At 67.5% G+C, this 23747-nt stretch carries 28 protein-coding genes; 19 read left to right on the plus strand and 9 right to left on the minus strand.

Features of this window, described 5'->3' with window-relative positions; translation table 11 throughout:
* Positions 1–166 precede the first annotated feature (166 nt).
* The 7 genes from ACQY76_RS21500 to ACQY76_RS21530 all read left to right on the plus strand — a co-directional run bounded on the left by ACQY76_RS21500 (position 167) and on the right by ACQY76_RS21530 (position 4613).
* Complete coding sequence (locus ACQY76_RS21500) at positions 167–688, plus strand: peptidoglycan-binding domain-containing protein (RefSeq protein WP_428030713.1); 522 nt, start codon at positions 167–169, stop codon at positions 686–688.
* Between the two features lie 257 nt (positions 689–945).
* The gene (locus ACQY76_RS21505) at positions 946–1299 is read left to right on the plus strand and encodes a cupin domain-containing protein (RefSeq protein WP_428030714.1); all 354 of its coding nucleotides are present in this window, start codon (positions 946–948) and stop codon (positions 1297–1299) included.
* Positions 1300–1395: 96 nt separating this feature from the next.
* A complete protein-coding gene (locus tag ACQY76_RS21510) occupies positions 1396–2016 on the plus strand; it encodes a hypothetical protein (protein ID WP_428030715.1) in 621 nt (206 codons plus the stop codon).
* Positions 2013–2699, plus strand: a complete 687-nt coding sequence (locus tag ACQY76_RS21515) for a ribonuclease T2 family protein (RefSeq protein WP_428030716.1) — start codon at positions 2013–2015, stop codon at positions 2697–2699. The genes ACQY76_RS21510 and ACQY76_RS21515 overlap by 4 nt, the downstream gene beginning before the upstream one ends.
* Positions 2700–2707: 8 nt before the next feature.
* Positions 2708–3583, plus strand: a complete 876-nt coding sequence (locus ACQY76_RS21520) for a 23S rRNA (adenine(2030)-N(6))-methyltransferase RlmJ (protein WP_428030717.1) — start codon at positions 2708–2710, stop codon at positions 3581–3583.
* A 103-nt stretch (positions 3584–3686) separates the two neighbouring features.
* Complete coding sequence (locus ACQY76_RS21525) at positions 3687–3902, plus strand: cold-shock protein (protein ID WP_428030718.1); 216 nt, start codon at positions 3687–3689, stop codon at positions 3900–3902.
* Positions 3903–4004: 102 nt separating this feature from the next.
* Positions 4005–4613, plus strand: a complete 609-nt coding sequence (locus ACQY76_RS21530) for a glutathione S-transferase family protein (protein WP_428030719.1) — start codon at positions 4005–4007, stop codon at positions 4611–4613.
* 93 nt (positions 4614–4706) lie between these two features.
* On the opposite strand, the gene ACQY76_RS21535 is transcribed toward ACQY76_RS21530, so the two are convergent.
* Positions 4707–5351, minus strand: coding sequence for an outer membrane protein (locus tag ACQY76_RS21535; RefSeq protein ID WP_428030720.1), 645 nt, complete (start codon positions 5349–5351; stop codon positions 4707–4709).
* Between the two features lie 351 nt (positions 5352–5702).
* Complete coding sequence (locus ACQY76_RS21540) at positions 5703–6314, minus strand: outer membrane protein (RefSeq protein WP_428030721.1); 612 nt, start codon at positions 6312–6314, stop codon at positions 5703–5705.
* Between the two features lie 388 nt (positions 6315–6702).
* Between ACQY76_RS21540 and ACQY76_RS21545 the strand changes: the two genes are divergently transcribed.
* Positions 6703–7503 carry an SDR family oxidoreductase gene (locus ACQY76_RS21545; protein ID WP_428030722.1) on the plus strand — a complete coding sequence of 267 codons (801 nt, stop codon included), beginning with the start codon at positions 6703–6705 and terminating at the stop codon, positions 7501–7503.
* 4 nt (positions 7504–7507) lie between these two features.
* On the opposite strand, the gene ACQY76_RS21550 is transcribed toward ACQY76_RS21545, so the two are convergent.
* The gene (locus ACQY76_RS21550) at positions 7508–8443 is read right to left on the minus strand and encodes a DMT family transporter (RefSeq protein WP_428030723.1); all 936 of its coding nucleotides are present in this window, start codon (positions 8441–8443) and stop codon (positions 7508–7510) included.
* A gap of 151 nt (positions 8444–8594) precedes the next feature.
* Between ACQY76_RS21550 and uvrC the strand changes: the two genes are divergently transcribed.
* The 4 genes from uvrC to ACQY76_RS21570 all read left to right on the plus strand — a co-directional run bounded on the left by uvrC (position 8595) and on the right by ACQY76_RS21570 (position 12193).
* Positions 8595–10685, plus strand: a complete 2091-nt coding sequence (uvrC, locus tag ACQY76_RS21555; RefSeq protein WP_428030724.1) for an excinuclease ABC subunit UvrC — start codon at positions 8595–8597, stop codon at positions 10683–10685.
* A 144-nt stretch (positions 10686–10829) separates the two neighbouring features.
* Complete coding sequence (gene pgsA, locus ACQY76_RS21560; protein WP_428030725.1) at positions 10830–11471, plus strand: CDP-diacylglycerol--glycerol-3-phosphate 3-phosphatidyltransferase; 642 nt, start codon at positions 10830–10832, stop codon at positions 11469–11471.
* A complete protein-coding gene (gene moaD, locus ACQY76_RS21565) occupies positions 11468–11719 on the plus strand; it encodes a molybdopterin converting factor subunit 1 (protein ID WP_428030726.1) in 252 nt (83 codons plus the stop codon). The genes pgsA and moaD overlap by 4 nt, the downstream gene beginning before the upstream one ends.
* Before the next feature lie 15 nt (positions 11720–11734).
* Complete coding sequence (locus tag ACQY76_RS21570; RefSeq protein WP_428030727.1) at positions 11735–12193, plus strand: molybdenum cofactor biosynthesis protein MoaE; 459 nt, start codon at positions 11735–11737, stop codon at positions 12191–12193.
* Between the two features lie 169 nt (positions 12194–12362).
* On the opposite strand, the gene ACQY76_RS21575 is transcribed toward ACQY76_RS21570, so the two are convergent.
* Entirely contained in the window at positions 12363–13253 is an 891-nt protein-coding gene (locus ACQY76_RS21575) for a branched-chain amino acid aminotransferase (protein ID WP_428030728.1), read from the minus strand.
* 249 nt (positions 13254–13502) lie between these two features.
* On the opposite strand from ACQY76_RS21575, the gene ACQY76_RS21580 reads away from it, so the two are divergent.
* From ACQY76_RS21580 to ACQY76_RS21590, 3 genes are read left to right on the plus strand one after another with little or no spacing between them, the layout of a single operon-like run.
* Positions 13503–14087, plus strand: coding sequence for a MarR family winged helix-turn-helix transcriptional regulator (locus ACQY76_RS21580; protein WP_428033080.1), 585 nt, complete (start codon positions 13503–13505; stop codon positions 14085–14087).
* 13 nt (positions 14088–14100) lie between these two features.
* Positions 14101–14841 (plus strand): response regulator, encoded by a 741-nt coding sequence (locus ACQY76_RS21585; RefSeq protein WP_428030729.1) that lies wholly within the window; start codon positions 14101–14103, stop codon positions 14839–14841.
* Positions 14838–16241, plus strand: coding sequence for an ATP-binding protein (locus tag ACQY76_RS21590; protein ID WP_428030730.1), 1404 nt, complete (start codon positions 14838–14840; stop codon positions 16239–16241). The genes ACQY76_RS21585 and ACQY76_RS21590 overlap by 4 nt, the downstream gene beginning before the upstream one ends.
* Before the next feature lie 9 nt (positions 16242–16250).
* On the opposite strand, the gene ACQY76_RS21595 is transcribed toward ACQY76_RS21590, so the two are convergent.
* The 5 genes from ACQY76_RS21595 to ACQY76_RS21615 form a co-directional block, all read right to left on the minus strand.
* A complete protein-coding gene (locus tag ACQY76_RS21595; RefSeq protein WP_428030731.1) occupies positions 16251–16604 on the minus strand; it encodes a tRNA-binding protein in 354 nt (117 codons plus the stop codon).
* A 60-nt stretch (positions 16605–16664) separates the two neighbouring features.
* Positions 16665–17360, minus strand: a complete 696-nt coding sequence (locus ACQY76_RS21600; protein WP_428030732.1) for a TetR/AcrR family transcriptional regulator — start codon at positions 17358–17360, stop codon at positions 16665–16667.
* Between the two features lie 115 nt (positions 17361–17475).
* On the minus strand, positions 17476–18300 hold the full coding sequence (gene proC / locus ACQY76_RS21605; protein WP_428030733.1) for a pyrroline-5-carboxylate reductase: 825 nt from the start codon (positions 18298–18300) through the stop codon (positions 17476–17478).
* A gap of 94 nt (positions 18301–18394) precedes the next feature.
* Complete coding sequence (locus tag ACQY76_RS21610) at positions 18395–18895, minus strand: YbjN domain-containing protein (RefSeq protein ID WP_428030734.1); 501 nt, start codon at positions 18893–18895, stop codon at positions 18395–18397.
* A gap of 257 nt (positions 18896–19152) precedes the next feature.
* A complete protein-coding gene (locus tag ACQY76_RS21615) occupies positions 19153–19440 on the minus strand; it encodes an accessory factor UbiK family protein (RefSeq protein WP_428030735.1) in 288 nt (95 codons plus the stop codon).
* A 182-nt stretch (positions 19441–19622) separates the two neighbouring features.
* Here ACQY76_RS21615 and lgt point away from each other — a divergent pair, with 182 nt between their 5' ends.
* From lgt to ACQY76_RS21635, 4 genes are all read left to right on the plus strand, one after another.
* Positions 19623–20471, plus strand: a complete 849-nt coding sequence (gene lgt, locus ACQY76_RS21620; protein WP_428030736.1) for a prolipoprotein diacylglyceryl transferase — start codon at positions 19623–19625, stop codon at positions 20469–20471.
* Complete coding sequence (locus ACQY76_RS21625) at positions 20468–21595, plus strand: class I SAM-dependent methyltransferase (protein ID WP_428030737.1); 1128 nt, start codon at positions 20468–20470, stop codon at positions 21593–21595. The genes lgt and ACQY76_RS21625 overlap by 4 nt, the downstream gene beginning before the upstream one ends.
* Entirely contained in the window at positions 21592–22353 is a 762-nt protein-coding gene (pgeF, locus tag ACQY76_RS21630; protein ID WP_428030738.1) for a peptidoglycan editing factor PgeF, read from the plus strand. The genes ACQY76_RS21625 and pgeF overlap by 4 nt, the downstream gene beginning before the upstream one ends.
* 207 nt (positions 22354–22560) lie before the next feature.
* A complete protein-coding gene (locus ACQY76_RS21635; RefSeq protein WP_428030739.1) occupies positions 22561–23712 on the plus strand; it encodes a M24 family metallopeptidase in 1152 nt (383 codons plus the stop codon).
* The last annotated feature ends 35 nt before the right edge of the window (positions 23713–23747 follow it).

Here is a 23747-nt window from a genome sequence, read left to right on the forward strand (position 1 = left end):
GATGACCGCGCCGCTCTTGTTTCCGGGCGCTCGCGCCCCCATCCGCCGAATGCGTGCCGAAAGTACCCCGGCACTTTCTGGCCCTCACGGCGTTGTGTCCTCAGCGCCCGGATCGCCCGGCTTTATGGAGGCGGCTCCGGTGTGCTGCCAATGAGAGGGCACCCCCATGTCGATATTGAAAAAGGGACTGGCCGGCGAGCCGGTCAGGATTCTGCAGGCCAAGCTCGGTGTTCCGGTGGACGGCCAGTTCGGACCGAAGACCGATGAGGCACTGAAAGCCTATCAGAAGGAAAAAGGGCTCGCGGTCGACGGTGTCGCCGGCCCCGATACCTTTGCCGCACTCGGTCTTTATGAGTTGATCCTGCTCAAGGTCGGCACGTCGGGCGAAAGCGTGAAGAAGCTGCAGACTGCGCTCGGCACCGCCGCCGACGGCAAGTTCGGTCCCGGCACCCAAAAGGCGGTGAAGGAGTATCAGGCGAAGAACGGGCTGGAAGCCGACGGCTTCGCCGGTCCGGCCACACTGGCCAAGCTCGGCATCTTCACCGGGCTTACGGCGGATATGGTGACCAAGTCGCAGATCAATCCCACCGGCGCTCCGACCGAGGCGGGGATGACGGGCAGCGGCACAGCCACGGCCGACGCACCGGGCAAGAGCATCTGGTCCACCATCAAGGACTTCTTCAGCTGAAGCCGAGGTGGTTTTCGGTTCACGCCCCGTGGCCGGACCTGACCACCACAAGCAGCCGTGACACGCGTTCTCGACAGCGCCAAAGCGCCATTTCGACGTCCGGGAAGACCCGGGCGTCGAAATGGGGACGTATGCGGGCCATAGCGCGGTTTTGGCCATCGACACTGCCACACACCCGGGGATTGCCTTGGACCGCCGATCCGCCGGATGATACGCCCCGAACAGCGTGCCCCGCCCTCCCGTCCCGGATCGAGCCCATGTCCTTCCTGCTTTCCTTCGACCCGGCCACGCTCGGCGCGCCGGAGGAAACCGAACCGCTCGCCGAGCGCATCGTTTCCGGCTCCCCCCGCCACCTCACCTGGAATTTCGAAGCCCTGCCGGACGGCGCCCTGTTCGCCGGCATATGGGAATCCTCGCCGGGCGCCTGGCGGGTGGACTATGAGGAATGGGAGTTCTGCTCCATCCTCCATGGCGTCTCGATCCTGCACGAGGACGGCGAGGCGCCGGTAACGGTTAAGGCGGGCGACACCTTCGTGCTGCGCCCCGGCTTCAAGGGCGTGTGGGAAGTCGTGGAGACGACGCGCAAGCACTATGTGATCCGCCTCATCTGACAGTGGTGCTGAAATCCGGCGGAGTGTGGCCCTGCCGTCATTGACCGCGTCGCGGGCGCGACGCATCTTCGCCGCACAATATCTGGGAGATGCGCGATGCGGGCCGAGCCGAAGGGTGCCATGGGGCGGATGAAGCGGGCAATGACGCGGGCCGCCTCCGGCTTTGCCGTCGCCGGCATGCTGGTCGCCTCCATCGGCGGCGCCGAAGCTGCCAACTTCTTCGAGAAGAACTTCTGGATGTCCGGGCCCAATTACAGCGGCAACCTGCCCGCCTGCGACACCCCGGCCGCGCTTGCGAAAATCCAGCGCGACTTTTCCACCACCGAATCGCGCTTCTGGAATTCGAAGCTCACCATCGAGAGCGTCGACCATGTCCGCGAGATCGCGTTCCGGCCGTGGGGCGAGGAATACATGCCGCGCCGCTATTGCCGCGCGGAGGTCTTCATCTCCGGCACCGAGGGCACGCCCAGCTTCGGCACCGAGGGCGCGTATGGCAGCGGCGCCTATGGCAGCAGCCCTTATGAGGGCAAAGCCGCCGGCAAGCCGGTGGGCAAGGTCGTCGGCAAGGCATATGGCGCCCCGCGCTATCACACGGTCTGGTATTCGATCATCGAGGATGGCGGCTTTCTCGGCTTCTCCTGGGGCGTGGACTGGTGCGTCGAGGGCTTTGACCGTTCCTGGACCTACGCACCGAACTGCCGCATGGCCCGCCCGTGAGGCTGGCGCCGTCGGCGGGGCCGGTCCTCGCCGCGCTGCTGCTCTGCGCCGCGCTGCTGCTGCCGACGCTCGCCAGCGCCCAGCAGACGGGTGAGCCGGGGCGGTTCGACCACTATGTGCTGACCCTGTCCTGGTCGCCCTCCTATTGCGAGGCGATGGGCGAACGCGCCGAGCCCGCGCAATGCGAGCGTGCCCGCCCCTTCGCCTTCGTCGTGCACGGGCTGTGGCCGCAATATGCGCGCGGCTGGCCCGAGCACTGCGTCAAGCCCGCCCCCTTCCTGCCCGAGCCTGTGCTGCGCTCCATGCTGGACATCATGCCAAGCCGCCGGCTGGTGCTGCATCAGTGGCGCAAGCACGGCACCTGCTCGGGTGAAGATGCCAGCGCCTATTTCGCCAGCGTGCGCCGGGCCTATGAGCGGGTCACCATCCCCGAGGCGTTCCGTCACCTCGATGATTACCGCATGGTTTCGCCCGGCGAGGTCGAGGCTGCCTTCCGCACCGCCAATCCCGGCCTCGCAACCGATATGATCGCCGTCGCCTGCGACGGGCGGCGCCTCACCGAAGTGCGTATATGCATGAACCGCACGCTCGGATTCACGGCGTGCGAGGAAGTGGACCGTCGCGCCTGCCGAGCGAGCCGCGTGGTCATGCCGCCCCTGCGCAACTCTGCAGGGGCGCGGTAGAGGACGCCATGAACTACCGCCACGCCTTTCATGCCGGCAATTTCGCCGATGTCGTCAAGCATGTCGTGCTGGCGCGCATCCTTGCCTATCTCGGGCGCAAAGATGCTGCCTATCGTGTCATTGACACCCACGCTGGCGCCGGCCTCTACGACCTTGACGGTGACGAGGCGCGCCGCACCGGCGAGTGGCAGGGCGGCATAGGCGCCGTGCTGAGTGCCCGCTTTACGCCCGGTGTGGCCGAACTGCTCGCGCCCTGGCTCGACGCCGTGCGGGCCGTGAACGAAGCGGCGCCGGACGACACCGCGCTCGCGACCGGTCTTCGCCGCTATCCCGGCTCGCCGCTGATCGCCCAGGCGCTCGCACGCCCGCAGGACCGCCTGCTGTTCTGCGAAACCCAGCCCGACGTGCGCGCGGTCCTGGAGGAAGCGATCGGCCGTGATGCCCGCGCCAAGGTGCTGGCGACCGATGGCTGGCAGGCACTATCCGCCTATGTTCCGCCGAAGGAGCGGCGCGGCGTCGTGCTGGTCGATCCGCCTTTCGAGGAGCCCGGCGAGTTCCACCGTCTCGCCCAGGGGCTGGCGGAGGCCCACCGGCGCTGGTCGGGCGGGATCTATCTGCTGTGGTATCCGATCAAGGATGTGCGGGCGGTCGACAGCTTCCGTCGCGAGGTCGAGCGTGCCGGCATTCCCAAGACGCTCAACATCCAGCTCGACCTGCGAGCCGTTCGACAGGCCGACACCATGACCGGATGCGGGCTCATCATCGTCAACCCGCCCTTCACCCTCGCCGAGGAGCTGCGCACGGTGCTGGGCGCGCTCGCCCCCGTGCTCTCCACCGATGGTTCAGGCCGCGTGCGCGTCGGCTGGCTGACGCCGGAACGCTGATCGCTCGCCTGCCGTCATCATCCGGCATCGGTCTTGCTTCACTCCTGCCTGCGGAAGGAACCGGCGGATGAAGCGCGGCCGTCCGAAGGTAAGGAGCAGGCGTATGGCGACGACGGGCACCGTCAAATTCTTCAACACCGAAAAAGGCTACGGCTTCATCCGGCCGGACGATGGCGGGCGCGACGTGTTCGTGCATGTCTCGGCGGTCACGCGCTCAGGCCTCGGCACGCTCGGCGAGGGCCAGCGGGTGAGCTTTGAAGTCGAGCCGGACAAGCGGGGCAAAGGCCCCAAGGCCATCGACCTCCAGCCGGCCGACTGATAAGCCTGCCGAAGGAAGCCGAGGCGTTCCGCCGCGGCCGGGCGCAGGCGTCACCGGGCATCCGGCACCAGGGGCGGTTGGCCCCAACGTGCATCGGGCCCGATGAAACTCCGCTCTTCCCCGCTCTCCCCTTTCGGCCGCAAGGTCAAGATCGGCGCCATTCTGTGTGACATCCACCTGGACGTCGCCGCCGCCGACACCTCCGATCCCGCCGATTCGCTGCGGCAGCAGAATCCGCTCGGCAAAATCCCCGTCCTGCTGCGGGACGAGGGCCCGGCGATCTATGATTCCCGCGTGATCGTGGAGTTTCTCGACGCGCAGGCAGGCGGCGGCGTGCTCATTCCCAACAGCGGCGAGGCGCGGATCACGGCGCTGACCATGCTCGCGCTGGGCGATGGCATCTCGGATGCCGCGCTGCTGCAGGTCTATGAGAGCCGCTTCCGGGATCCCGAGACCCACAGTACCCGGTGGCTGGACCATCAGGCCGGCAAGGTGGCGCGCGGGCTCGCTGCCCTTGAAGCCGCACCGCCGGTGCGCCTGCCGGTCAGCGGCGCCGCGCATGTCGGCGAAATCGCCGTCGCCTGCGCGCTGGGCTATCTCGACCTGCGCTTCGGCGGCACCTGGCGCGCCGGCCACCCCGCGCTGATCGACTGGCTGGACGCGTTTGCCGAGCGCGTGCCTGCTTTCGAGGCAACCACCCCGCACGCCTGACCGCGCGGCGGGCCGCCGCCACCTGATGCACGCAACGAAAAAGGCCCCGGATCGCATCCGGGGCCTTCTCGTGATCGAGGCGTTAGACCGGGATCAGAACTTGTAGTTGACGCCGGCGCGCACGACGCTGGCGGTCAGGCCGCTCTTGTAGCCGATGCTGTCGTAGTAGTCTTCGCCGAGATCCATGTAGAGGTATTCGGCCTTGACGGTCCAGTTGTTGGTGAAGGCGTATTCCACGCCGCCGCCGACCGTCCAGCCAACCGCGGTCTTGTCCGAGGACAGGCCGAGATAGTTGTCCTTGAGCTCGGTGTGGCCCCAGGCGAGACCACCGGTCACATACGGCAGCACATTGCCGAAGGCGTAGCCGAGGCGAGCGCGGACCGTGCCGAAATAGTCCATCTTGGACTCATAACCGGCGTAGGAATCCTTGATGTCCGAGCCCTGGAAGTCGGCTTCAGCACCGATCACGACGTTGTTGTCGAACTGGTAGTTCACGCCGACCTGACCGCCGCCGAGGAAGCCCGAGGGGTCGAGGCCGATGATTTCGGCGCCGCTTTCACCCGAGCCCCAGGCATAGCCGGCATTGGCGCCGAGATAGAAGCCCGTCCAGGTGAACACCGGCTCGACAATCATCGGGGCGGCCTTGGTGGGGTAAGGCTGCGCGATGTCGGCGGCGAAAGCCGGGGCGGCGGCGAGAAGGGCGACCGCGGCAACGCCCGAGCAGATGATCTTCTTCATAGGGGTACTCTCCGAAAGAACCTGAGAACCAGGGGAACGCATGCGTTTCGAGGAGTGAGGTAGGAGCCCAGCTAGGCATGTCGAGGGCTGGATTGCGGCAGAGCCGCCGCATTTGCCGCCCGCCGGAAGCGCCACAGCCATGTGGATCGCCGGCAAAGCCGCATGAGGGCTGGATTAGCGGGCGAAAATGGCTGCTCACAAAACCGTGTGGCCCGCAACATTTTCGCCATGATCGAACAAACATCCTTGGACGCTGTGTCCTGGATGTCACAAAATGCGAAGGCCGCCCCCCCCCCCGGACAGAGGGATGCGGCCAACGATAAGGTCGTCCGAGGCAGGGAATCGCGCGGCTCAGAAGCGATAATTCACGCCGGCACGGAGAATATTGGCGGTGGTGCTCACGTCGCGCGGGCCGGAGATGGTCGAATAGGTCTCCTCGCCGAGGTCGACATACATGTATTCGCCCTTGACGCTCCAATTGCGGTCGATCGCGTATTCGGCGCCGCCGCCGATGGTCCAGCCGAAATGATTGCGGTCATTGGAGAGGCCGAACCGCTCATAGGTGCCGCCGCCATAGGCGAAACCGCCGGTGCCATAGACCATGACCTGGTCGAAGGCGTAGCCGAGCCGGGCGCGCACCGTACCGAAATAGTCCAGCGTGAAGACCGAACTCGACACATCCGCATACTGGATGTCGGTCTCGACGCCGAGCACCAGAGGGCCGGCGCCCTGCCAGTTATAGCCGGCCTGCAGGCCGCCGAGGAACCCGTCGACATCCGGCGAATAATCCGCCGTTCCCCAGCCATAGCCGGCATTCGCGCCAATATAGAAGCCGGTCCAGGTGAATGCCTGCACCGGCGCATAGGCGGCAGCAGCCGGTGCCGGATAAGACATGTCCGCTGCGGTGGCCGGAGCGGCCATCAGGGCGACAAGCCCGAGACCCGCAAGGATGCTGTTCTTCATGATCGTCTCCCAAATCTCGTTCAGGCCGCTATTGGCACGAAACACCGCGCGCCCTGAGATAAGTCCGACGTTTTCATAAAGTTATGGCCGAAATTATGCCCCGATCTGAAAGAATATATTATGGTTAATGAATGTATAATTGGATTATATACTTGAGTACCGAACGGCCGAACGCCGATTTACCGCTAGAATCCGAAACGTGCTGATGGACAACGACGAAATTGGCCAGCTTGGTAAAGCGGCGGTTAAAGCGGGCCCGTGGCGCCCTCCTTAAAATACCGGCCATCCGGCGGCGGCGGCGTCATCCACGTGCCGGTTACCGGCGTATCCTGAGCCATCGACCGACGGCCGCTGCCCATCCCGCGACCACACCCGCCCATGAGTTGAGATGATCGCCCCTATTTCGCGCCCCCTGCCCGCCCCCGATTCGCAAGCCGCCACCCGGCCCATCGCCCTCATCACCGGCGGCGCGGTGCGAATCGGCCGCGTCATCGGCGTTCGGCTTGCCGCCGAGGGCTATGACATCGCTTTGCATGTGCGCCGCGCCGGGCCGGTGGCCGAGGAGGCGCGGGCCGCGTTCGAGGCCGCCGGCGCCCGCACCGCCATCCTCGCCGCCGAACTCGCCGACGCCGACGCGGTGCAGGGTCTTGTCCCGGCCGCCGTCGCCGCCCTCGGGCCGCTCGCTTTGCTGGTCAACAACGCCTCGGAGTTTCACCCCGACACGGTCGAGACCCTGGATGTCGCGCTGTGGGATCGGCACATGGCCATCAATCTGCGCGCGCCTGTCTTTCTCGCGCGCGCCTTCGCCGTCCAGCTTCCGGAGGGAAGGCAGGGCGCCATCGTCAACCTGATCGATCAGCGAGTGCTGAAGCCGACGCCGGCCTATGTCTCGTACAGCGTGACCAAGGATGCCCTGTGGGCGGCGACGAAGATGCTGGCGCAGGCTCTCGCCCCGCGCGTGCGGGTCAATGGCGTCGGCCCGGGCCCCACCCTCGCCAATGACCGGCAGGGCGACGAGGCCTTCGCCCGCCAGTCCGCCTCGGTCCTGCTCGGCCGAGGCCCAAGCCCGGAGGAGATCGCCGAGGCGGTCCTATATCTCGCGCGCGCCTCCAGCGTCACCGGCCAGATGATCGCGGTCGATGGCGGCCAGCACCTCGCCTGGCGCACGCCGGATGTCGAGGACGATTGATCGCTCAGCGCTTGCGGGCGTCGCTCAAGGTGAACCAACCGATGCTGGCCATGACCAGCACCGCCCCGGCGATTTCGGCGGGGCTCGCCGTCTCACCGAGGAACAGCACGGCCAGCACCATGGTGGCCACCGGGCTCACCGTGCTGATCATCGAATTGGCCTGCGCCGAAATCCGCTTTAGCGCGGCGTTCATCAGGAAGGTCGGGAGCACGGTGGCCCCTATCGCCACCAGCACCGCCAGCATCAGCCCATAGGGCGACACCAGCAGCGCATCGACCGGCCGCATGATCGCGAACTGGCCCAGCGCCATGATCGAGGCGGAGATCATGGCGATGCAGGTGAACAAGGCAGACCCCACGCGCTGCAGCAGCGAGCGGGCGCAGAGCAGATAGAGCGCGAAGCTGATCGCCGCCAGCGTCACCAGCACCGCGCCGGTCACCACGCCCTGCCCGAGAGCGTTGACATTCTGCAGGAAAATCAGCGCCAGCCCGCCATAGCACACGGCGAAGGCAAGCATCGCCTTCGGCCGCACCGGCTGGGAAAACAGCAGGGCCCCGAACAGCGCCACATAGACCGGGTAGGTGAACAGGATCAGCCGGCTGAACGAGGCCGAAATATACTGCAGGCCGGCGAAATCGAGATAGCTGGCGAGCCAGTAGCCCAGCGCGCCGACCAGCATGGATTGCACCACCAGCTTGGCACCGGGCAGCGGCTCGCCCCTCCCCCACAGGCGCAGCAGCGCCAGCGCGCCGATGACGAGGTAAAAGGGCAGCGAGAACGCCATGCGCAACGCCAGCAGCGTCTCGGGGTCGATTCCCTCGGCATAGGCGAGCTTGATGATGATGCCCTTGGAGGCGAACAGCGTTGCCCCGGCGGCGCCGAAGGCGTAGCCGGCCAGGGGCACGGGCGGATGGGAGACGGCATCGCCGGAGGGAGACATGATGCGCTCCCTTAGACGCTTTTGTGAGCGCCGGCATCGGGTGCCGGCGCATGGCTGGCTGCCGCGCGATGCATTTTCGTGCCCTGTGCCGTGGCGGGAACACACGCGCAGCCCCTGTTCGCGGTGCTCGCAAATACGTATCTAGGGTCTCATGATTGCCCGACCGACCCGCGACGCGCCCGACCTCGACGCCGACGATGCTGACATCGCCGAGATCGACCAGGAAGAGGCCCTCATTGCCGATCTGCCCGAGGAAGCAGAGCCCGCGCCGGGTTCCGTCGCCATGGGCCGCGCCGCCATTGCGCGCGCCATCAAGCATGCCCCGAACGGGCCGGGCGTCTACCGCATGATCGGGCCGGACGGCGCCGTTCTGTATGTCGGCAAGGCCAAGAGCATCAAGCGGCGCATCGTCGCCTATACCCGCCCGACCGGCCTGACCGCCCGCATCATGCGCATGGTAGCGGCCACCGCCGAGATGGAGTTCGTCTCCACCGGCACGGAGACCGAGGCGCTGCTGCTCGAGGCCAACCTCATCAAGCAGCTGCGCCCGCGCTTCAACGTGCTGCTGCGCGACGACAAGTCGTTCCCCTACATCCTCATCACCCGCGACCACGTCTCGCCGCAGATCAGCAAGCATCGCGGCGCGCGCAACCGGCCGGGCGACTATTACGGCCCCTTCGCCTCGGTCTGGGCGGTCAACCGCACCATCAACGCGCTGCAGAAGGCGTTCCTGGTGCGCTCCTGCTCGGACAGCTTCTACGAGGCGCGCACGCGCCCGTGCCTGCTGTTCCAGATCAAGCGCTGCGCCGGTCCCTGCACCGGCGAGGTAAACCACACCGACTACGCCGAATATGTCCGCGAGGCGCGCGAGTTTCTCTCCGGCCGCAGCAAGGCGGTGAAGGAACAGCTCGCCCGCGAGATGGAAACCGCCTCGCACGAACTGGAGTTCGAACGCGCCGCCGCCCTGCGCGACCGTCTCGCCGCGCTTTCCGCCGTGCAGGGCACGCAGGGCATCAACCCCCGCTCGGTGGAAGAGGCGGACGTCTTCGCCATCCACCAGGAAGGCGGGGCGACCTGCGTGCAGGTGTTCTTCTTCCGCACCGGGCAGAACTGGGGCAACCACGCGCTCTACCCGCGCGCCGACCGGACGCTGGAGATCGGCGAGGTGCTGGAATCCTTCCTCGCCCAGTTCTACGAGGACAAGCCCTGCCCGCGCCTCGTACTCATCAGCCACGACATTGCCGAGCGCGAATTGCTGGAGGAAGCGCTCTCCACCCGTGCCGGCCACAAGGTCGAGGTCGCTGCTCCCAGGCGCGGGGAAAAGCGCGATCTGGTCGAGCACGCGCTGCAGAACGCGCGTGAGGCGCTGGGGCGCAAGCTGGCGGAAAGCGCCAGCCAGGCGCGGCTGCTCGCCGAACTCGCCCGCGCCTTCGACCTCAAGACACCGCCCCGGCGCATCGAGGTTTATGACAACAGCCACATCATGGGCTCGAACGCCGTCGGCGGCATGATCGTCGCCGGGCCGGAGGGCTTCTCCAAGAGCCAGTACCGCAAGTTCAACATCCGCTCGACAGAACTCACCCCCGGCGACGATTACGGCATGATGCGCGAAGTGCTGACCCGGCGCTTCTCGCGTCTGCTGAAGGAAGCACCACGCGCGCCTGCTTCGTCTTTGCCCGAGGGGGAGACCCCGCCGGAGAGTGCGGACACCCTCCCCCTCGGCGCGACTCCCGCCCCGGGCGGCGAGGCTGAAGGCGCGCAGGAGGAGAGCACGGCCGCCGCGTCCATCTGGCCGGACCTGCTGCTCATCGATGGCGGCCCCGGCCAGCTCAAGGCGGCGCGGGAGACGCTCGCCTCGCTCGGCATTACCGATGTGCCAATGGTCGGCGTCGCCAAGGGCCCGGACCGCGATGCCGGCCGCGAGACCTTTTACGCCGACAGACGCGAGCCCTTCCGGCTGGAGCCGCGCGACCCGGTGCTGTATTTCGTGCAGCGCCTGCGCGACGAGGCGCATCGCTTCGCCATCGGCTCGCACCGTGCGCGGCGCAAGAAGGACATCACCCAGAGCGGCCTGCAGGAGATTCCCGGCGTCGGCCCCACGCGCAAACGCGCGCTTCTCCACCATTTCGGAACGCTGAAGGCGATCGAGCGCGCGTCCCTCGCCGACCTTGAGGGCGTGCCGGGGGTGAATGCGGCGACGGCGCGGGCGGTCTATGATTTCTTCCACGTGAAAGCGACATGATGCGGCCTGCATCGGGGCCGCGTCATGCGATGGCCACAGCCCGGCTTCATGGTGAAAGTGACACAGGATCGCGCGGAGGCGACGGGACGCGATTGACGTTCGGGGTCGGCGTGTTTACCTGCCTGTGAGGGGAGCCGGCACAGAATGGTCGATGTCGCATCACAGCCGCCAACGATACGGGAGCCGGCCAAGGTGACTCGCGGTCACGCTTTTTCATTGCCCAACCTTCTCACCTATGGCCGCTGCGTGGCAGTGCCGCTGGTGGCCGCCTGCCTATTCTGGTCAGACATACTGGAAGGCGGCGTCTGGCTGCGCTGGGTGGCGCTCGCCATCTACGTCATCGCCGCCATCACCGATTTCTTCGACGGCTATCTCGCCCGCGCCTGGCAGCAGCAATCGGCCATTGGCCGCATGCTGGACCCGATCGCCGACAAGCTGCTGGTCTCCACCTCGCTGCTGATGCTGGCCTCGGATGGCACCATTCGCGGCTGGTCGCTCTGGGCCGCCGTGGTCATTCTCTGCCGTGAAATCCTCGTGCCCGGCCTGCGCGAATTCCTGGCCGAGCTGCGCGTCAGCGTACCGGTCACCCGCCTCGCCAAATGGAAGACCGCCGCGCAGCTCATCGCCGTAGCGGTGCTGCTCGCCGGCCCGGCCGCGGATGTGCTGGTGCCCGGCATTACGCTGTTCGGCATCGGGCTGCTGTGGATCGCCGCGCTGCTGACCATCTATACGGGCTGGGATTATTTCCGTGCCGGCGCCCACCATCTCGTCGAGGACGACCGGTGAAGATCCTTTATTTCGCGTGGGTGCGCGAGCGCATCGGTATTGAGGCGGAAGACATCGCCCTCCCCGAAGGCGTGAGCACCGTCGCCGAGCTTGCCGCCTTTCTCGGCACTCGTGGGGAAGGCTATGCCCATGCCTTCGAGAACCCGCGCATCGTGCGCGCCGCGCTGGATCGGCGGCACGCCAAGCCCGACACGCCGCTGAACGCCGCGCGCGAGGTGGCCTTCTTCCCGCCCATGACGGGCGGCTGAACCGGCGAGGTGAGTATGTTCACCGTCCGCATACAGGCGCAGGATTTCGACGCCGCCACCGAGGCTGCGGCTCTGGCGCGCGGGCGCACCGATATCGGCGCGGTTGTCACCTTCGCCGGCCTGTGCCGCGCGCAGGATGCGCCGGGCGGCGCCCCCCTCATCGCGCTGACGCTGGAACATTATCCCGGCATGGCGGAAGAGGAGATCGGCCGGCTGGTCGAGCAGGCCCGGGCGCGCTGGCCGCTGGCGGGAGCGACGGTCATCCACCGCTATGGCCGCATGGTGCCGGGCGACAACATCGTGCTCGTCGTTACCGCCTCCGCCCATCGCGGCGCCGCCTTCGAAGCGGCCGAATTCCTGATGGACTGGCTGAAGACCAGCGCCCCCTTCTGGAAGATGGAAGAGCGCGACGACGGCAAGGGCTGGGTCGCCGCCAAGGACAGCGACGACGAGGCCGCCGGCCGCTGGGCCTAGCCGAGCCGAGCCGGCACGGCCCGGCGGCGTCGAAGGCGGAGCGCCGCGACCCAGCGCCCGAATCCGCCGCAGGCGTCAAACCGACGATGACCACACGCCCAAAACGTCGATGCCCGGCACGAGGCCGGGCATCATGTTCATCTGCCGTGCTCTGACCGGCAAAATTGGTTCAGGCCGCCTCGGCCTTCGTCGGCTGCACCTCGGACATGTAGTCCTCGAACAGCGTCGTGGTGACCGGGCCCGGCTGGAAGTGCTGGCCGGCGATTTCGGAGACCGGCGTCACCTCGGCGGCGGTGCCGGTGATGAAGCACTCGTCGAAGCTCGGCAGTTCCTCCGGCATAATCGCCCGCTCCACCACCTCGATGCCGCGCCGCTTGGCGAGCGCGATCACCGTCTGGCGGGTGATGCCGTTCAGGAAGGCGTCGGCCTCCGGCGTGTGGATCACCCCGTCCTTGGCAAAGAACACATTGGCGCCGGTGCACTCGGCCACGCGGCCGCGCCAGTCGAGCATCAGCGCGTCGGCATAGCCCTCGCGCTCGGCGGCGTGCTTGGAGATGGTGCAGATCATATAAAGGCCGGCGGCCTTGGAGGTCGAGGGCGCCGTCAGCGGATCGGGACGGCGATACTTCGCCATGCCGATGCGGATGCCCTTGAGCCGCTGCGCGGGATCGAAATAGCTCGGCCATTCCCACGCCGCGATGGCGAGGTGGATCTGGTTGTGCTGGGCCGAGACGCCCATCATGTCCGAGCCGCGCCAGGCGACGGGGCGCAGGTAGGCATCGACCAGCTTCTGGCGCGCCAGCAGTTCGCGGCACGCGTCGTTGATCTCGTCCGTGCCATAGGGAATCTCGAAGTCGAGCAGTTCGGCGCTGTGCTTCAGCCGCGCGGTGTGCTCGTCGAGCTTGAAGATCTCGCCGCCATAGGCGCGCTCGCCCTCGAAGACGCAGCTGCCATAATGCAGGCCGTGGGTCAGTACGTGAACCTGCGCGTCCTGCCACGGCACGAAGGCGCCGTCATACCAGATCCAGCCACTGCGTTTGTCGAAAGGTTCGCTCGCCATGGTAAGTCTCCCAACCGGGGCGCCGACGCGCCATGGGTGGCGCCGGAGCCCTTCTGTTCCTTCGGCATGTGGCTTCGGCTTTCACGCGAGAGAGCAACGCTTTGCCTCGCGGCCGAAGTCCCGTTATCGTTCGCCACTCTTGACGAGAGGGTCGATGCTATCCTGTTCCGAAGCGGATCGGCCGGCCAGCCGAACGATCCTTTCGTTGAACGGGACATCTGGGTAACGATCATAACGAAAAAAGTCAACATGGCTGACATAAATGTCTCGCTGCATTCTCGCCCCGGCAAGAGCGAACCGGCCGCTTCCATGCGCCTGACCGCGCCTGCGGAGGGCGAGCCGATGCTCGACCTGATCGAGCTTTTGTTCTTTGCCTACCGGAACTTCGTCAGCGACCCGGACGAGATCCTGCACGGCTTCGGTTTTGGCCGCGCCCATCACCGCGTGCTGCATTTCGTCAATCGCCATCCCGGCATGCGTGTCACCGACCTGCTGGATATCCTCCGCATCACCAAGCAGAGCCTCGGGCGGGTGCTGCGCGAACTGGTGGACCAGGGCTTTATCGACAGCCGCGCCGGCGCGTCCGACCGCCGCCAGCGCCTGCTCTACCTCACCCCGAAGGGCGAGGCGCTGACCCAGGAATTCGTTGCCATCCAGTCCCGGCGCCTGCGCCGGGCGCTGGAGGAGAGCGGCCCGGATTCGCGCGATCTGGTACGCCGCTTTCTTGTCGCCATGATCGACCCCGAAGATCGCAGCCCGACCGAAAAGCTGATCGCCCGCGCCGATCAGGCGTTGGAGGCGCGTAGCGCCGTCCGTGGCCGGTCGGCCGGCTGACGAGAGGATCACCATGCTCGATGCCAGCCGGAGCCCGGTCGCGGATGCAAGGGGAACCCGCACCATGCCCGCCGACGACGCCTTCCACCTCCTTATCGTCGACGACGACCGGCGGATCCGCGATCTGCTGTCACGCTTCCTCACCGAACACGGCTACCGCGTGACCACCGCCGAATCGGGGGCCGACGCCCGCGCTCGGCTGGCAGGCCTCACCTTCGACCTGCTCATTCTCGACGTGATGATGCCGGGCGAGACCGGCTTCGACCTGGCGCGCGGGGTCCGCGAAACTTCCGCCGTTCCCATCCTCATGCTCACCGCCCGTTCCGACCCGGGCGACCGCATCGAGGGGCTGGAAATCGGCGCCGACGACTACCTCGCCAAGCCGTTCGAGCCGCGCGAACTGCTCCTGCGCATCGGCAACATCATCAAGCGCTCGGCAACGCCGCCGACTCAGGCGATCGAGGCGGTGCGCTTCGGCCCCTTCACCTTCCACCTCGCGCGCGGCGAACTGACCCGCGAGGGCGAGCCGGTGCGCCTCACCGACCGCGAGCGCGACATGCTGCGCGTGCTCGGCGAATTTCCCGGCCAGACCGTGCCGCGACAGGACCTCGTCGCGCCCGGCGTCGCCGCCGGCGACCGCGCGGTGGATGTCCAGGTCAACCGGCTGCGCCGCAAGATCGAGCGTGACCCGACCAATCCCGCCTATGTTCAAACGGTGCGCGGCATGGGCTACCGACTGGTCGTCGCCCCTTGAGCGTACTCGACACCAGCGTCGTCGGCGCCGCCCGCGCCCGCTTGCGGCTGACCCAAAGGCGCATGCGCGAGAACAATGCCCGTTTCGGCGCGTGGTTCAACCGGATCATGCCCAAGGGGCTGTTCGCCCGTTCGCTGATCATCATCGTCACGCCGGTGGTGATCCTGCAATCGGTGCTCGCCTTCGTCTTCATGGAACGGCACTACAACACCGTCACCCGCCGGCTTTCCGCCGCCGTGTCGCAGGACATCACCGCCGTCACCCAGCTCGCCATCGCCTTCCCCACTGACGAGGACCAGGAGCGGATCAAGCGCATCGCGCAGATCACCATGGGTCTGACGGTGGATTTCCTGCCCGGCGAGCGCCTGCCCCCGCCCGGCCCGAAGCCGTTCTTCTCCACCCTCGATTCCGCTTTCACCGGCGAACTGGCCAAGCGGCTGCACCGGCCCTTCTGGACCGACACGGTCGGCAATTCGAACCTCATCGAGGTGCGGGTGCAGATGGACGGCATGGTCATCCGTGTCTTTGCTCGGCGCAGCCAGGCCTATCTCTCCAACTCGCACATCTTCCTGCTCTGGATGGTCGGTACCGCTCTGGTGCTGATGGCCGTCGCCATCCTGTTCCTGCGCAACCAGATCAAGCCGATCGAAGCGCTGGCCGATGCCGCCATCGCCTTCGGCAAGGGGCGCGATGTCGCCGGCTTCCGCCCGCGCGGGGCGCGCGAGGTGCGCGGCGCGGCGCTGGCCTTCCTGGAGATGAAGCGGCGCATCGAGCGGCAGATCGAGCAGCGCACCACCATGCTGGCCGGCGTCAGCCACGACATGCGCACCATCCTCACCCGCTTCAAGCTGGAGCTGGCGCTGCTCGGCGACAGCGCCGACACCGAGGCGCTGCGCAAGGATGTCGACGAGTTGCAGAGCATGCTGGAGGCCTATCTCGCCTTTGCCCGCGAGGATGTCGGCGAGCCGCCGGTGCTGGTGGACATGGCGCGGCTGATCGAGGAAGTGCGCTTCAACGCCGAGCGGCACGGCGACAAGGTGACCGCCAGCTATGCCGGCGACCCCATGGTGATGGTGCGGCTGGACGCCTTCCGCCGCTGCCTCGCCAACCTCGTTGGCAATGCCGGGCGACATGGCACGCGCATCGAGATATCAGGCACCCGCGACGAGCGCTGGCTGACCATTGCAGTGGACGATGACGGTCCCGGCATCGCCCCGGCGCTGCGCGAGGATGTGTTCCGGCCGTTCTTCCGCCTCGACGAAGCGCGCAACCAGGATTCCGGCGGCTCCGGCCTCGGCCTCACCATCGCCCGCGACGCCGCCCGCATCCATGGCGGCGACGTCATTCTCGGCGAGAGTCCGCTCGGCGGCCTGCGCGCCGCCATCCGCATCCCGGTCTAGCAGCCCGGCTCAGAACAGCCGGGCGCCATTGGGAACCTCGCTGTCCGGGCGGAAGAGGACCACCGCGCCGTTGGCATCGGGAAAGCCGAGGGTCAGCACCTCGGACATGATCGGCCCGATCTGGCGCGGCGGGAAGTTCACCACCGCCGCGACCTGCCGCCCGATCAGGTCTTCGGCGGCGTAGTGCTCGGTGATCTGGGCGGACGACTTCTTGCAGCCGACATGCGGCCCGAAATCGATCACCAGCTTGATCGCCGGCTTGCGCGCCTCGGGAAAAGGCTCGGCCTGGATGATGGTGCCGACGCGGATGTCGACCTTGAGGAAATCGGTGATCGTGATCTGTTCGATGGGCGCAAGACTCACGATGGCCTCCTCATAACTGGCGTGTCACGGCGGGCTACTGAAGCTGCACGCTCAAGGCTGTCAAGCCGCCGCCGGCGCTTCCGGCGGTGACGAGGGCATTGGGGACCCCGCGTCGGTCGAGGAATGGCGACCGCCGCGCGTGGCGAAGCACACCGCACCCTCGAGAAGCCCCAGCGCCCGCTCTCCGCGCGACAATTCGCGATCCAGCGACGCCATGGTGCGGGCCAGCGCTGGATCCTCGTCGGTGAGGAAGCTCTGCAGCGTCCGCGCGAACACCAGGGCCAGGCCCTGCGCCCGCACCGCGCCCTTCAGGCCGGCGGTGTCGATCTTCGCCGCCGCCAGCATCCATTGCTGCGAGCGCACCGAGAGCTTGTTAAGCGCCAGCGCGAAAAAGGGATTGCGCCGCGCCGATTCCGCCAGCGAGCGTATCGCCGCCTTGTGCGGCGCCAGCGCATCGAGCCGGCGCATCAGCACGTCGAACAGCCGGTCGCGGGCCGGCTCATCGTCCATGTCCTCGCCGGTGCCAGCCAGCACCTTGCGGTCGATCTCGCGCAGGAACGCGACGAGCATATCGAAGGTGGAGCCAAAGGACGCTCGCAATTCGGCAAGCGGGATCTTGGCCTCATCGGCCACCTCGCCCAGGCTGATGCGGTCGAAGGGCTTGCGCGCCAGCAGCGTGGTGAAGCTGTCGAGGGCGAGAATACGGGTGTCAGCCGGTTTATCGGCGGCAGCCTTCGTTCCCGGAGAGCGTGCCATGAAGACCTCCTGTCCTGAACGTGTATTCCCTCAATCTAAGGCGCGCCCGTGCGCAGGAGAAGACCCCCGCTGCTCAATGCCGCGCCGCGCGGCCGCACGAATGCGGCACCACCGCTCAGCCGGCGAGTTCGCGCGAGCGCCGCGCCGCCGCCGCCACCGCCTCGGCGAGCAGCGGGCCAAACCCCTTTTGGTCATCCATCAGCACGGCGAGTGCCGCTGCCGTGGTGCCGTTCGGCGAGGTCACGTTGCGGCGCAGCTGCGCCGGGTCGATGCCGGTGCGCAGCATCAGCTCGCCCGCGCCCGCCACCGTTGCCCGCGCCAGCCGGTCGGCCATGTCGGCCGGCAGGCCCGCCTGCGCGCCCGCCGCCGCCAGCGCCTCGGCAAGCAGGAACACATAGGCCGGGCCGGAACCGGACACGGCGGTGGCAACGTCGATCAGCGTCTCGTCCTCCACCCACTCGGCCCCGCCCGTGGCGCGCAGAAGCGCGTCGGCGATGGCCATCTGTTCCGGCGTGACGGCAGCATTCGGCACCGCGACCGTCACGCCCCGGCCGATCGCCGCCGGCGTGTTGGGAATGGAGCGCACCACCGCCGTCGACGCGGGGAAAAACGATTCGAGGAAGGCCAGCGTGCGTCCAGCCATCACCGAGACGATCAGCGTGTGCGGTCCGGCCAGAGGCGCGACACGAGCCAGCACATCCGGCGCGACCTGCGGCTTCACCGCCAGTACCATCACCGCCGGCGGCCCGCCATTGAGCGGGTTCAGCGCCACGCCCCGCGCCTCGATCATGGCGGCGATTTCCGGCGGGGGACCCGGATCGAGCACCGCCGCCATGGCCGGGTCGAGCCCCAGCCCGAGCCAGCCCTCCAGCATGGCGCCGCCCATCTTGCCGGCGCCAACGAGCAGCACGCGGCCGGGAATGTCGGAAAGTGTGGCCATGATCGAACTCCCACCTGCAGCGCAACACCGCGCGCGGTCACCGGAATTTAGTGCCGTTCCCGCGGGGCTTTGGCAATGGGAAGTGCGGCGCCGCTCAGGCTTCGCCAATGGTTTCGAACAAGGTGGCGTCCATGGCCTCGCGCGCCGTCTTGCCGGCCCAGACGACGAACTGGAAGGCGGGGAAATAGCGCTCCACCGCCTCGATGGCGCATTCCATCAGCACCTCGCACTGGCGGTCCGTCGCTTCCGCGCCCGCCAGCAGCAAGGCATGGCGGAACATGATCACGCCTTCCTTCGACCAGAGATCGAAATGACCGACCCACATCTGTTCGTTGATCAGCGACAGCAGGCGCAGAACTTCGGTCTTGCGCTTCTCGGGCACTTTGAGGTCAAACGCGCAGGCGATATGCAGCGCCTCGACCTCGTCCATCCACTGGAACGAGACGTGACAATCCGTCCACCGCCCTTCGAGAGAGATGGTGATCTCGTCCTCGGCCGAGCGCTCGAACGCCCACTCGTTGAGCGCGGCCATGCGCTCGACGAGGTCGAGGGGATTGAGGCTGGTGTCGGTCTCGAAGTCACTAGTATAGGTCATGCTCGACCTCGCGAGGGTGGACGCGGAGGGGGTCGAACGCACGCAACGCGACGGCTGGCAGCAAACCATTCAAAAATCGAACGAATCGCCGTCTCACCAACTATATCGCGCTGAATCCGTACCTCGCTACGACCGTTGTACCATGGTCCGTTAAAAAACGGGCCATGGCGAAAATTGGCTGCTTAACTTGTCGCGGGATTCGCCCTCGTGCAGCAAGCGCCGCAGCAAGGCATCCACAAGGGTTGCGCGCGAAATCGTCAACCGAGCGAATCGGGCGGGTCGATCGTCGCGTCCAGCTTCGCTTCCCGTGCCTCAAGCGCGGCGATACGGGCGGCGAGACGCTCATTCTCCTCGCGGGCGGCGGCGGCGAGTTCCTTCACCGTCTCGAATTCCTCGCGGGTGACGACATCGAGCTCCCGCAGGATGCGCTCGGCCTGGGCGCGCATCACGCCTTCCGCCTCACGGCGCACGCCGGTGGCGACGCCGGCCGCGTTGTTCATCAGCTTGGCGAAATCGTCGAAGATCCGGCCGGTGGTCTGGGTCATGGTCATCTCCCGCCTGAGGCCGGTACGATGCCGTGCCTTTGCAGAAACAATGGGGCGCTGGCGGGGTGATCGCAAGGGGAGCCTTCGCTGACGCCTTGATCCCGTCACGCAAGCGGGGCAAAGCGGAGGTGCCGCATGCCGCGCGCGCCACCGCCTCCCCGCGTGCCCTTCCCGAGACGCCGATGCCCATCCTCGCCCCGCCTTTCTTCGCCCTGCCCTTCCCGAGCATCGACCCCGTGCTCATCGAGCTGGGGCCGTTCGCCATACGCTGGTACGCCCTCGCCTATATTGGCGGCCTGCTGTTCGGCTGGTGGATGGCCAAGCGACTCTGCGCACGGCCGGCGCTGTGGGGCGGGCAGTCGCCGATCAAGCCGGAGGAATTCGACGACGCGGTGGTGTGGATTGCGGTCGGCGTCATTCTCGGCGGGCGCATCGGCTATGTGCTGTTCTACAACCTGCCTTTTTACGCCGCCAACCCGTGGGAAGCTCTCAGCGTGTGGCATGGCGGCATGGCCTTCCATGGCGGCTTCCTCGGCTCCATCCTCGCCATGTACCTGTTCTGCCGTCGGCGAAGCCTGCCCTTCGTCTCGATGCTCGACATCGCCGCCAGCGTGGTGCCGGTCGGCCTGTTCCTCGGGCGGCTGGCCAATTTCGTCAATGGCGAGCTGTGGGGCCGCCCCACCGATGTCGCCTGGGCGTTCGTCTTTCCCCATGGCGGGCCGGAGCCGCGCCATCCCAGCCAGCTCTACGAGGCGGGGCTGGAAGGGCTGGCGATCTTCCTCGTCCTGCAGGTCGCCATCCGCGCCGGGGCGCTGGCGCGGCCGGGCACGGTGGCAGGGATGTTCGTCTTTCTCTATGGCTGCGCCCGCATTTTCGTCGAGTTCTTCCGCGAGCCCGACCCGCAGATCGGCTATCTCCTCGGCGGCTGGCTGACCATGGGCATGCTGCTCTCGCTGCCCATGCTGGCGCTGGGAAGCTGGCTGGTCTGGCGCGCCCGCCGCCGCCCGGCTCTGGCGGCAGACGCGGCATGACGGCGCTGGCGCAGACCCTCGCCCGCCAGATCGCCCTGACCGGGCCGATCACCGTGGCGGACTATATGGAGCAGTGCCTGTTCCACCCGACGCTTGGCTACTACACCACGCGCGAGCCCTTCGGCACCTCCGGCGACTTCATCACCGCGCCGGAAATCAGCCAGATGTTCGGCGAGCTTCTTGGCCTGTGGGCGGCGGAGACTTGGCTGCGCCTTGGCTCCCCCGCGCCCTTCGTCTTTGCCGAGCTCGGGCCGGGGCGCGGCACGATGATGGCCGACATGCTGCGCGCCACGGCCCGGGTGCCCGGCTTTCACGAGGCCGCACGGGTGGTGCTGGTGGAGGCCTCGCCGCGCCTGAGGCGAATTCAGGCGCAGACGGTCGGCACGCACCCGGTCGAATGGGTCGGCGCCTTGGATGAACTGCCCGCAGGGCCGCTCATCCTGCTCGCCAACGAGTTCATCGACGCGCTGCCGATCCGCCAGTTCGTCCGCACCCCGCAGGGGGTCGCCGAGCGCATGGTGGGCCTCGATGCCGAAGGCAACCTCGCTTTCGGCCTGCGCCCCGGCGCCCGCCTCGATTCCCGCGCCGAGGCCCGCCTCGCCGCCGCCCCGCTGGGGGCGGTGCTGGAAATCTGCCCGCTCGGTCTGTCCATCGCCGAAAAGCTGGGCGCCCGGCTGGCCGCCACGGGCGGCGCCGCGCTGGTGGTCGACTACGGCCACGCCGGCCGACGCGACCCCTCCGGTGGCTTTGGCGACACGCTGCAGGCGCTGCATCGGCACGCCTTTGACGATGTGCTGGCCCATCCGGGCGAGGCAGATCTCACCGCCCATGTCGACTTCACCGCCCTCGCCCGCGCCGCCACCGCCGCCGGCGCCCGCGCCTTCGGCCCGCTCCCGCAGGGCGCGCTGCTGGAGCGCCTCGGCCTCGATGATCGCGCCTTCCGGTTGAAGCGCGGCGCCGGCGAGGCCGACCGCGAGATGATCGAGGCCGCGCGGCTGCGTCTCGCCGGCTCGGACGAAGGCCAGATGGGCAGCCTCTTCAAGGCGCTCGCCCTGGTGCATCCTGCGCTCGACATGGTGGCCGGATTCGCCCCGGGCGAGATATATGAGGAAGACCCCGCATGAAGGTCGAATCCCCTGCCCTGAAAGCCCTGCCCGGCATCCGCCACGCCTTCTTCACCCGCGAGGGCGGCGTCTCGGAAGGCATCTATGCCGGCCTCAATGGCGGCACCGGCTCGCGCGACAACCCGGACCACGTCGTTGAAAATCGCCGGCGCATGGAAGCCGCGCTCGGCGTGCCCCCCGGCCATCTCCTTACCGCGTGGCAGGTGCATTCGCCCGATTGCGTCGTTGTCGACCGTGTGTGGGGCGAGCGCCCGAAAGCCGATGCGGTGGCCACCGCCACATCAGGCATTGCCGCCGCCGTCACCATCGCCGATTGCGGGCCGGTACTGTTCGCCGACCCGCAAGCCCGCGTCGTCGGCGCCGCCCATGCGGGCTGGAAGGGCGCGGTCGGCGGCGTGCTCGACGCTACCCTCGCCCGCATGGAAGAGCTCGGCGCCCGGCGTGAGCGCATCGTCGCCGCCATCGGCCCGCTGATCCGGCAGGAGAGCTATGAGGTCGGTCCGGACTTCATCGATACCCTCACCGGCCTCGCTGCCGGCAATGACCGTTTCCTTATCCCCTCCGCGCGCGCTGACCATGCGATGTTCGACCTGCCCGGCTACGTCGCTGCACGGCTCGCGGCCCTTGGCGTCGGCACCATCGACGACCTCGGCCTCGACACCTATGCCAACGAGGCCCGGTTCTTCTCCTATCGCCGCTCGACCCATCGCGGCGAACCGGATTACGGTCGCCTGATCGCCGCCATCACCCTGGTCTGAGGGCGCCCAATCCCGCACCGTGGGGTGAAGTCGCCCCCCGGGCGACGTCATCCTGAGGTGCCCGGCCACCGGCCGGGCCTCGAAGGATGTTCTCCGGGGACATCCAGCCCAGCATCCTTCGAGGCTCGCTTCGCTCGCACCTCAGGATGACGGCTGTCGAAGGGCGGCATCCCGCCGCGCACCGATCACCAAACGCGAGGCCACCTCATGACCCTGCATTTCACCCAGCCGGAATTCGAGCGCCGCCGCCAGCGCCTGCTCACCCTCATGGCCGAGCAGCGCCTCGACGGGCTGCTGATGTTTCAGCAGGAATCGATGTTCTGGCTCACCGGCTACGACACGTTCGGCTTCTGCTTCTTCCAGTCGCTCTGGCTTGGCGCCGATGGACGGATGGCGCTGCTCACCCGCTCGGCGGACCTGCGGCAGGCGCAGCACACCTCGCTGATCGAGGATATTCGCGTCTGGACCGACCGCGCCGACGCTACCCCGCAGCAGCAACTGCGCGCAATGGTGGCGGAACTGGGCGGGGCCGGCGCGCGCATCGGCGTCGAATATGAGAGCTACGGGCTCACTGCCGCCGCCGGCAAGAAGCTCGACGCGGCCTTCGAGGGGTTCGCCACGCTCATCGACGCCTCGCGGATGGTGGACGGTCTGCGGGCGGTGAAGTCGCCGGCCGAGATCCTTTATGTCCGGCAGGCCGGCAAGCTGGCACTGGCCGCGCGCGAGGCGGCGCTTGCCACCGTCGCAGCCGGCGTCGACGAGGGCGACGTGCTCGCCGCCATGCAGGGCGCCATCTTCCAGGGCGGCGGCGATTATCCCGCCAACGAGTTCATCATCGGCTCGGGCGCCGACGCGCTGCTCTGCCGCTACAAGAGCGGGCGCCGGGTGCTCGGCGAAGAGGACCAGCTCACCCTCGAATGGGCGGGCGCCTATCGCCACTACCACGCGGCGATGATGGAGACGGTGGTCATCGGCCCGCCGCGCGACCGGCATCTGGAATTGTTCGCGGCGGCAAAGCAGGCGCTGGAAGCCTGCGTCCACGCCATGGAGCCGGGCAAGACCGCCGGCGACGTCTTCGCCGCCCATGCCCATGTGATGGACGGGCACGGGCTGGAGAAGCACCGGCTGGCCGCCTGCGGCTATTCGCTCGGCGCCAAGTTCACCCCCTCCTGGATGGACCCGCCGATGTTCTATGCGGGCAATCCGTGGGTGCTGGAGGCCGGCATGGTGCTGTTCGCGCACATGATCCTGATGGACAGCGACACCGGCACGGCCATGTGCCTGGGGCGCACCTATCTCGTTGGCGTTAACGGTAACGAGGGCTTAACGCCGGCGCCTCTGGACCTGATCGTTAATTAGTTTTAACCATTTCCCGTCCGCTGGTGACAGCCGCG

Source organism: Ancylobacter sp. (assembly GCF_965279025.1).
Lineage (GTDB): Bacteria > Pseudomonadota > Alphaproteobacteria > Rhizobiales > Xanthobacteraceae > Ancylobacter.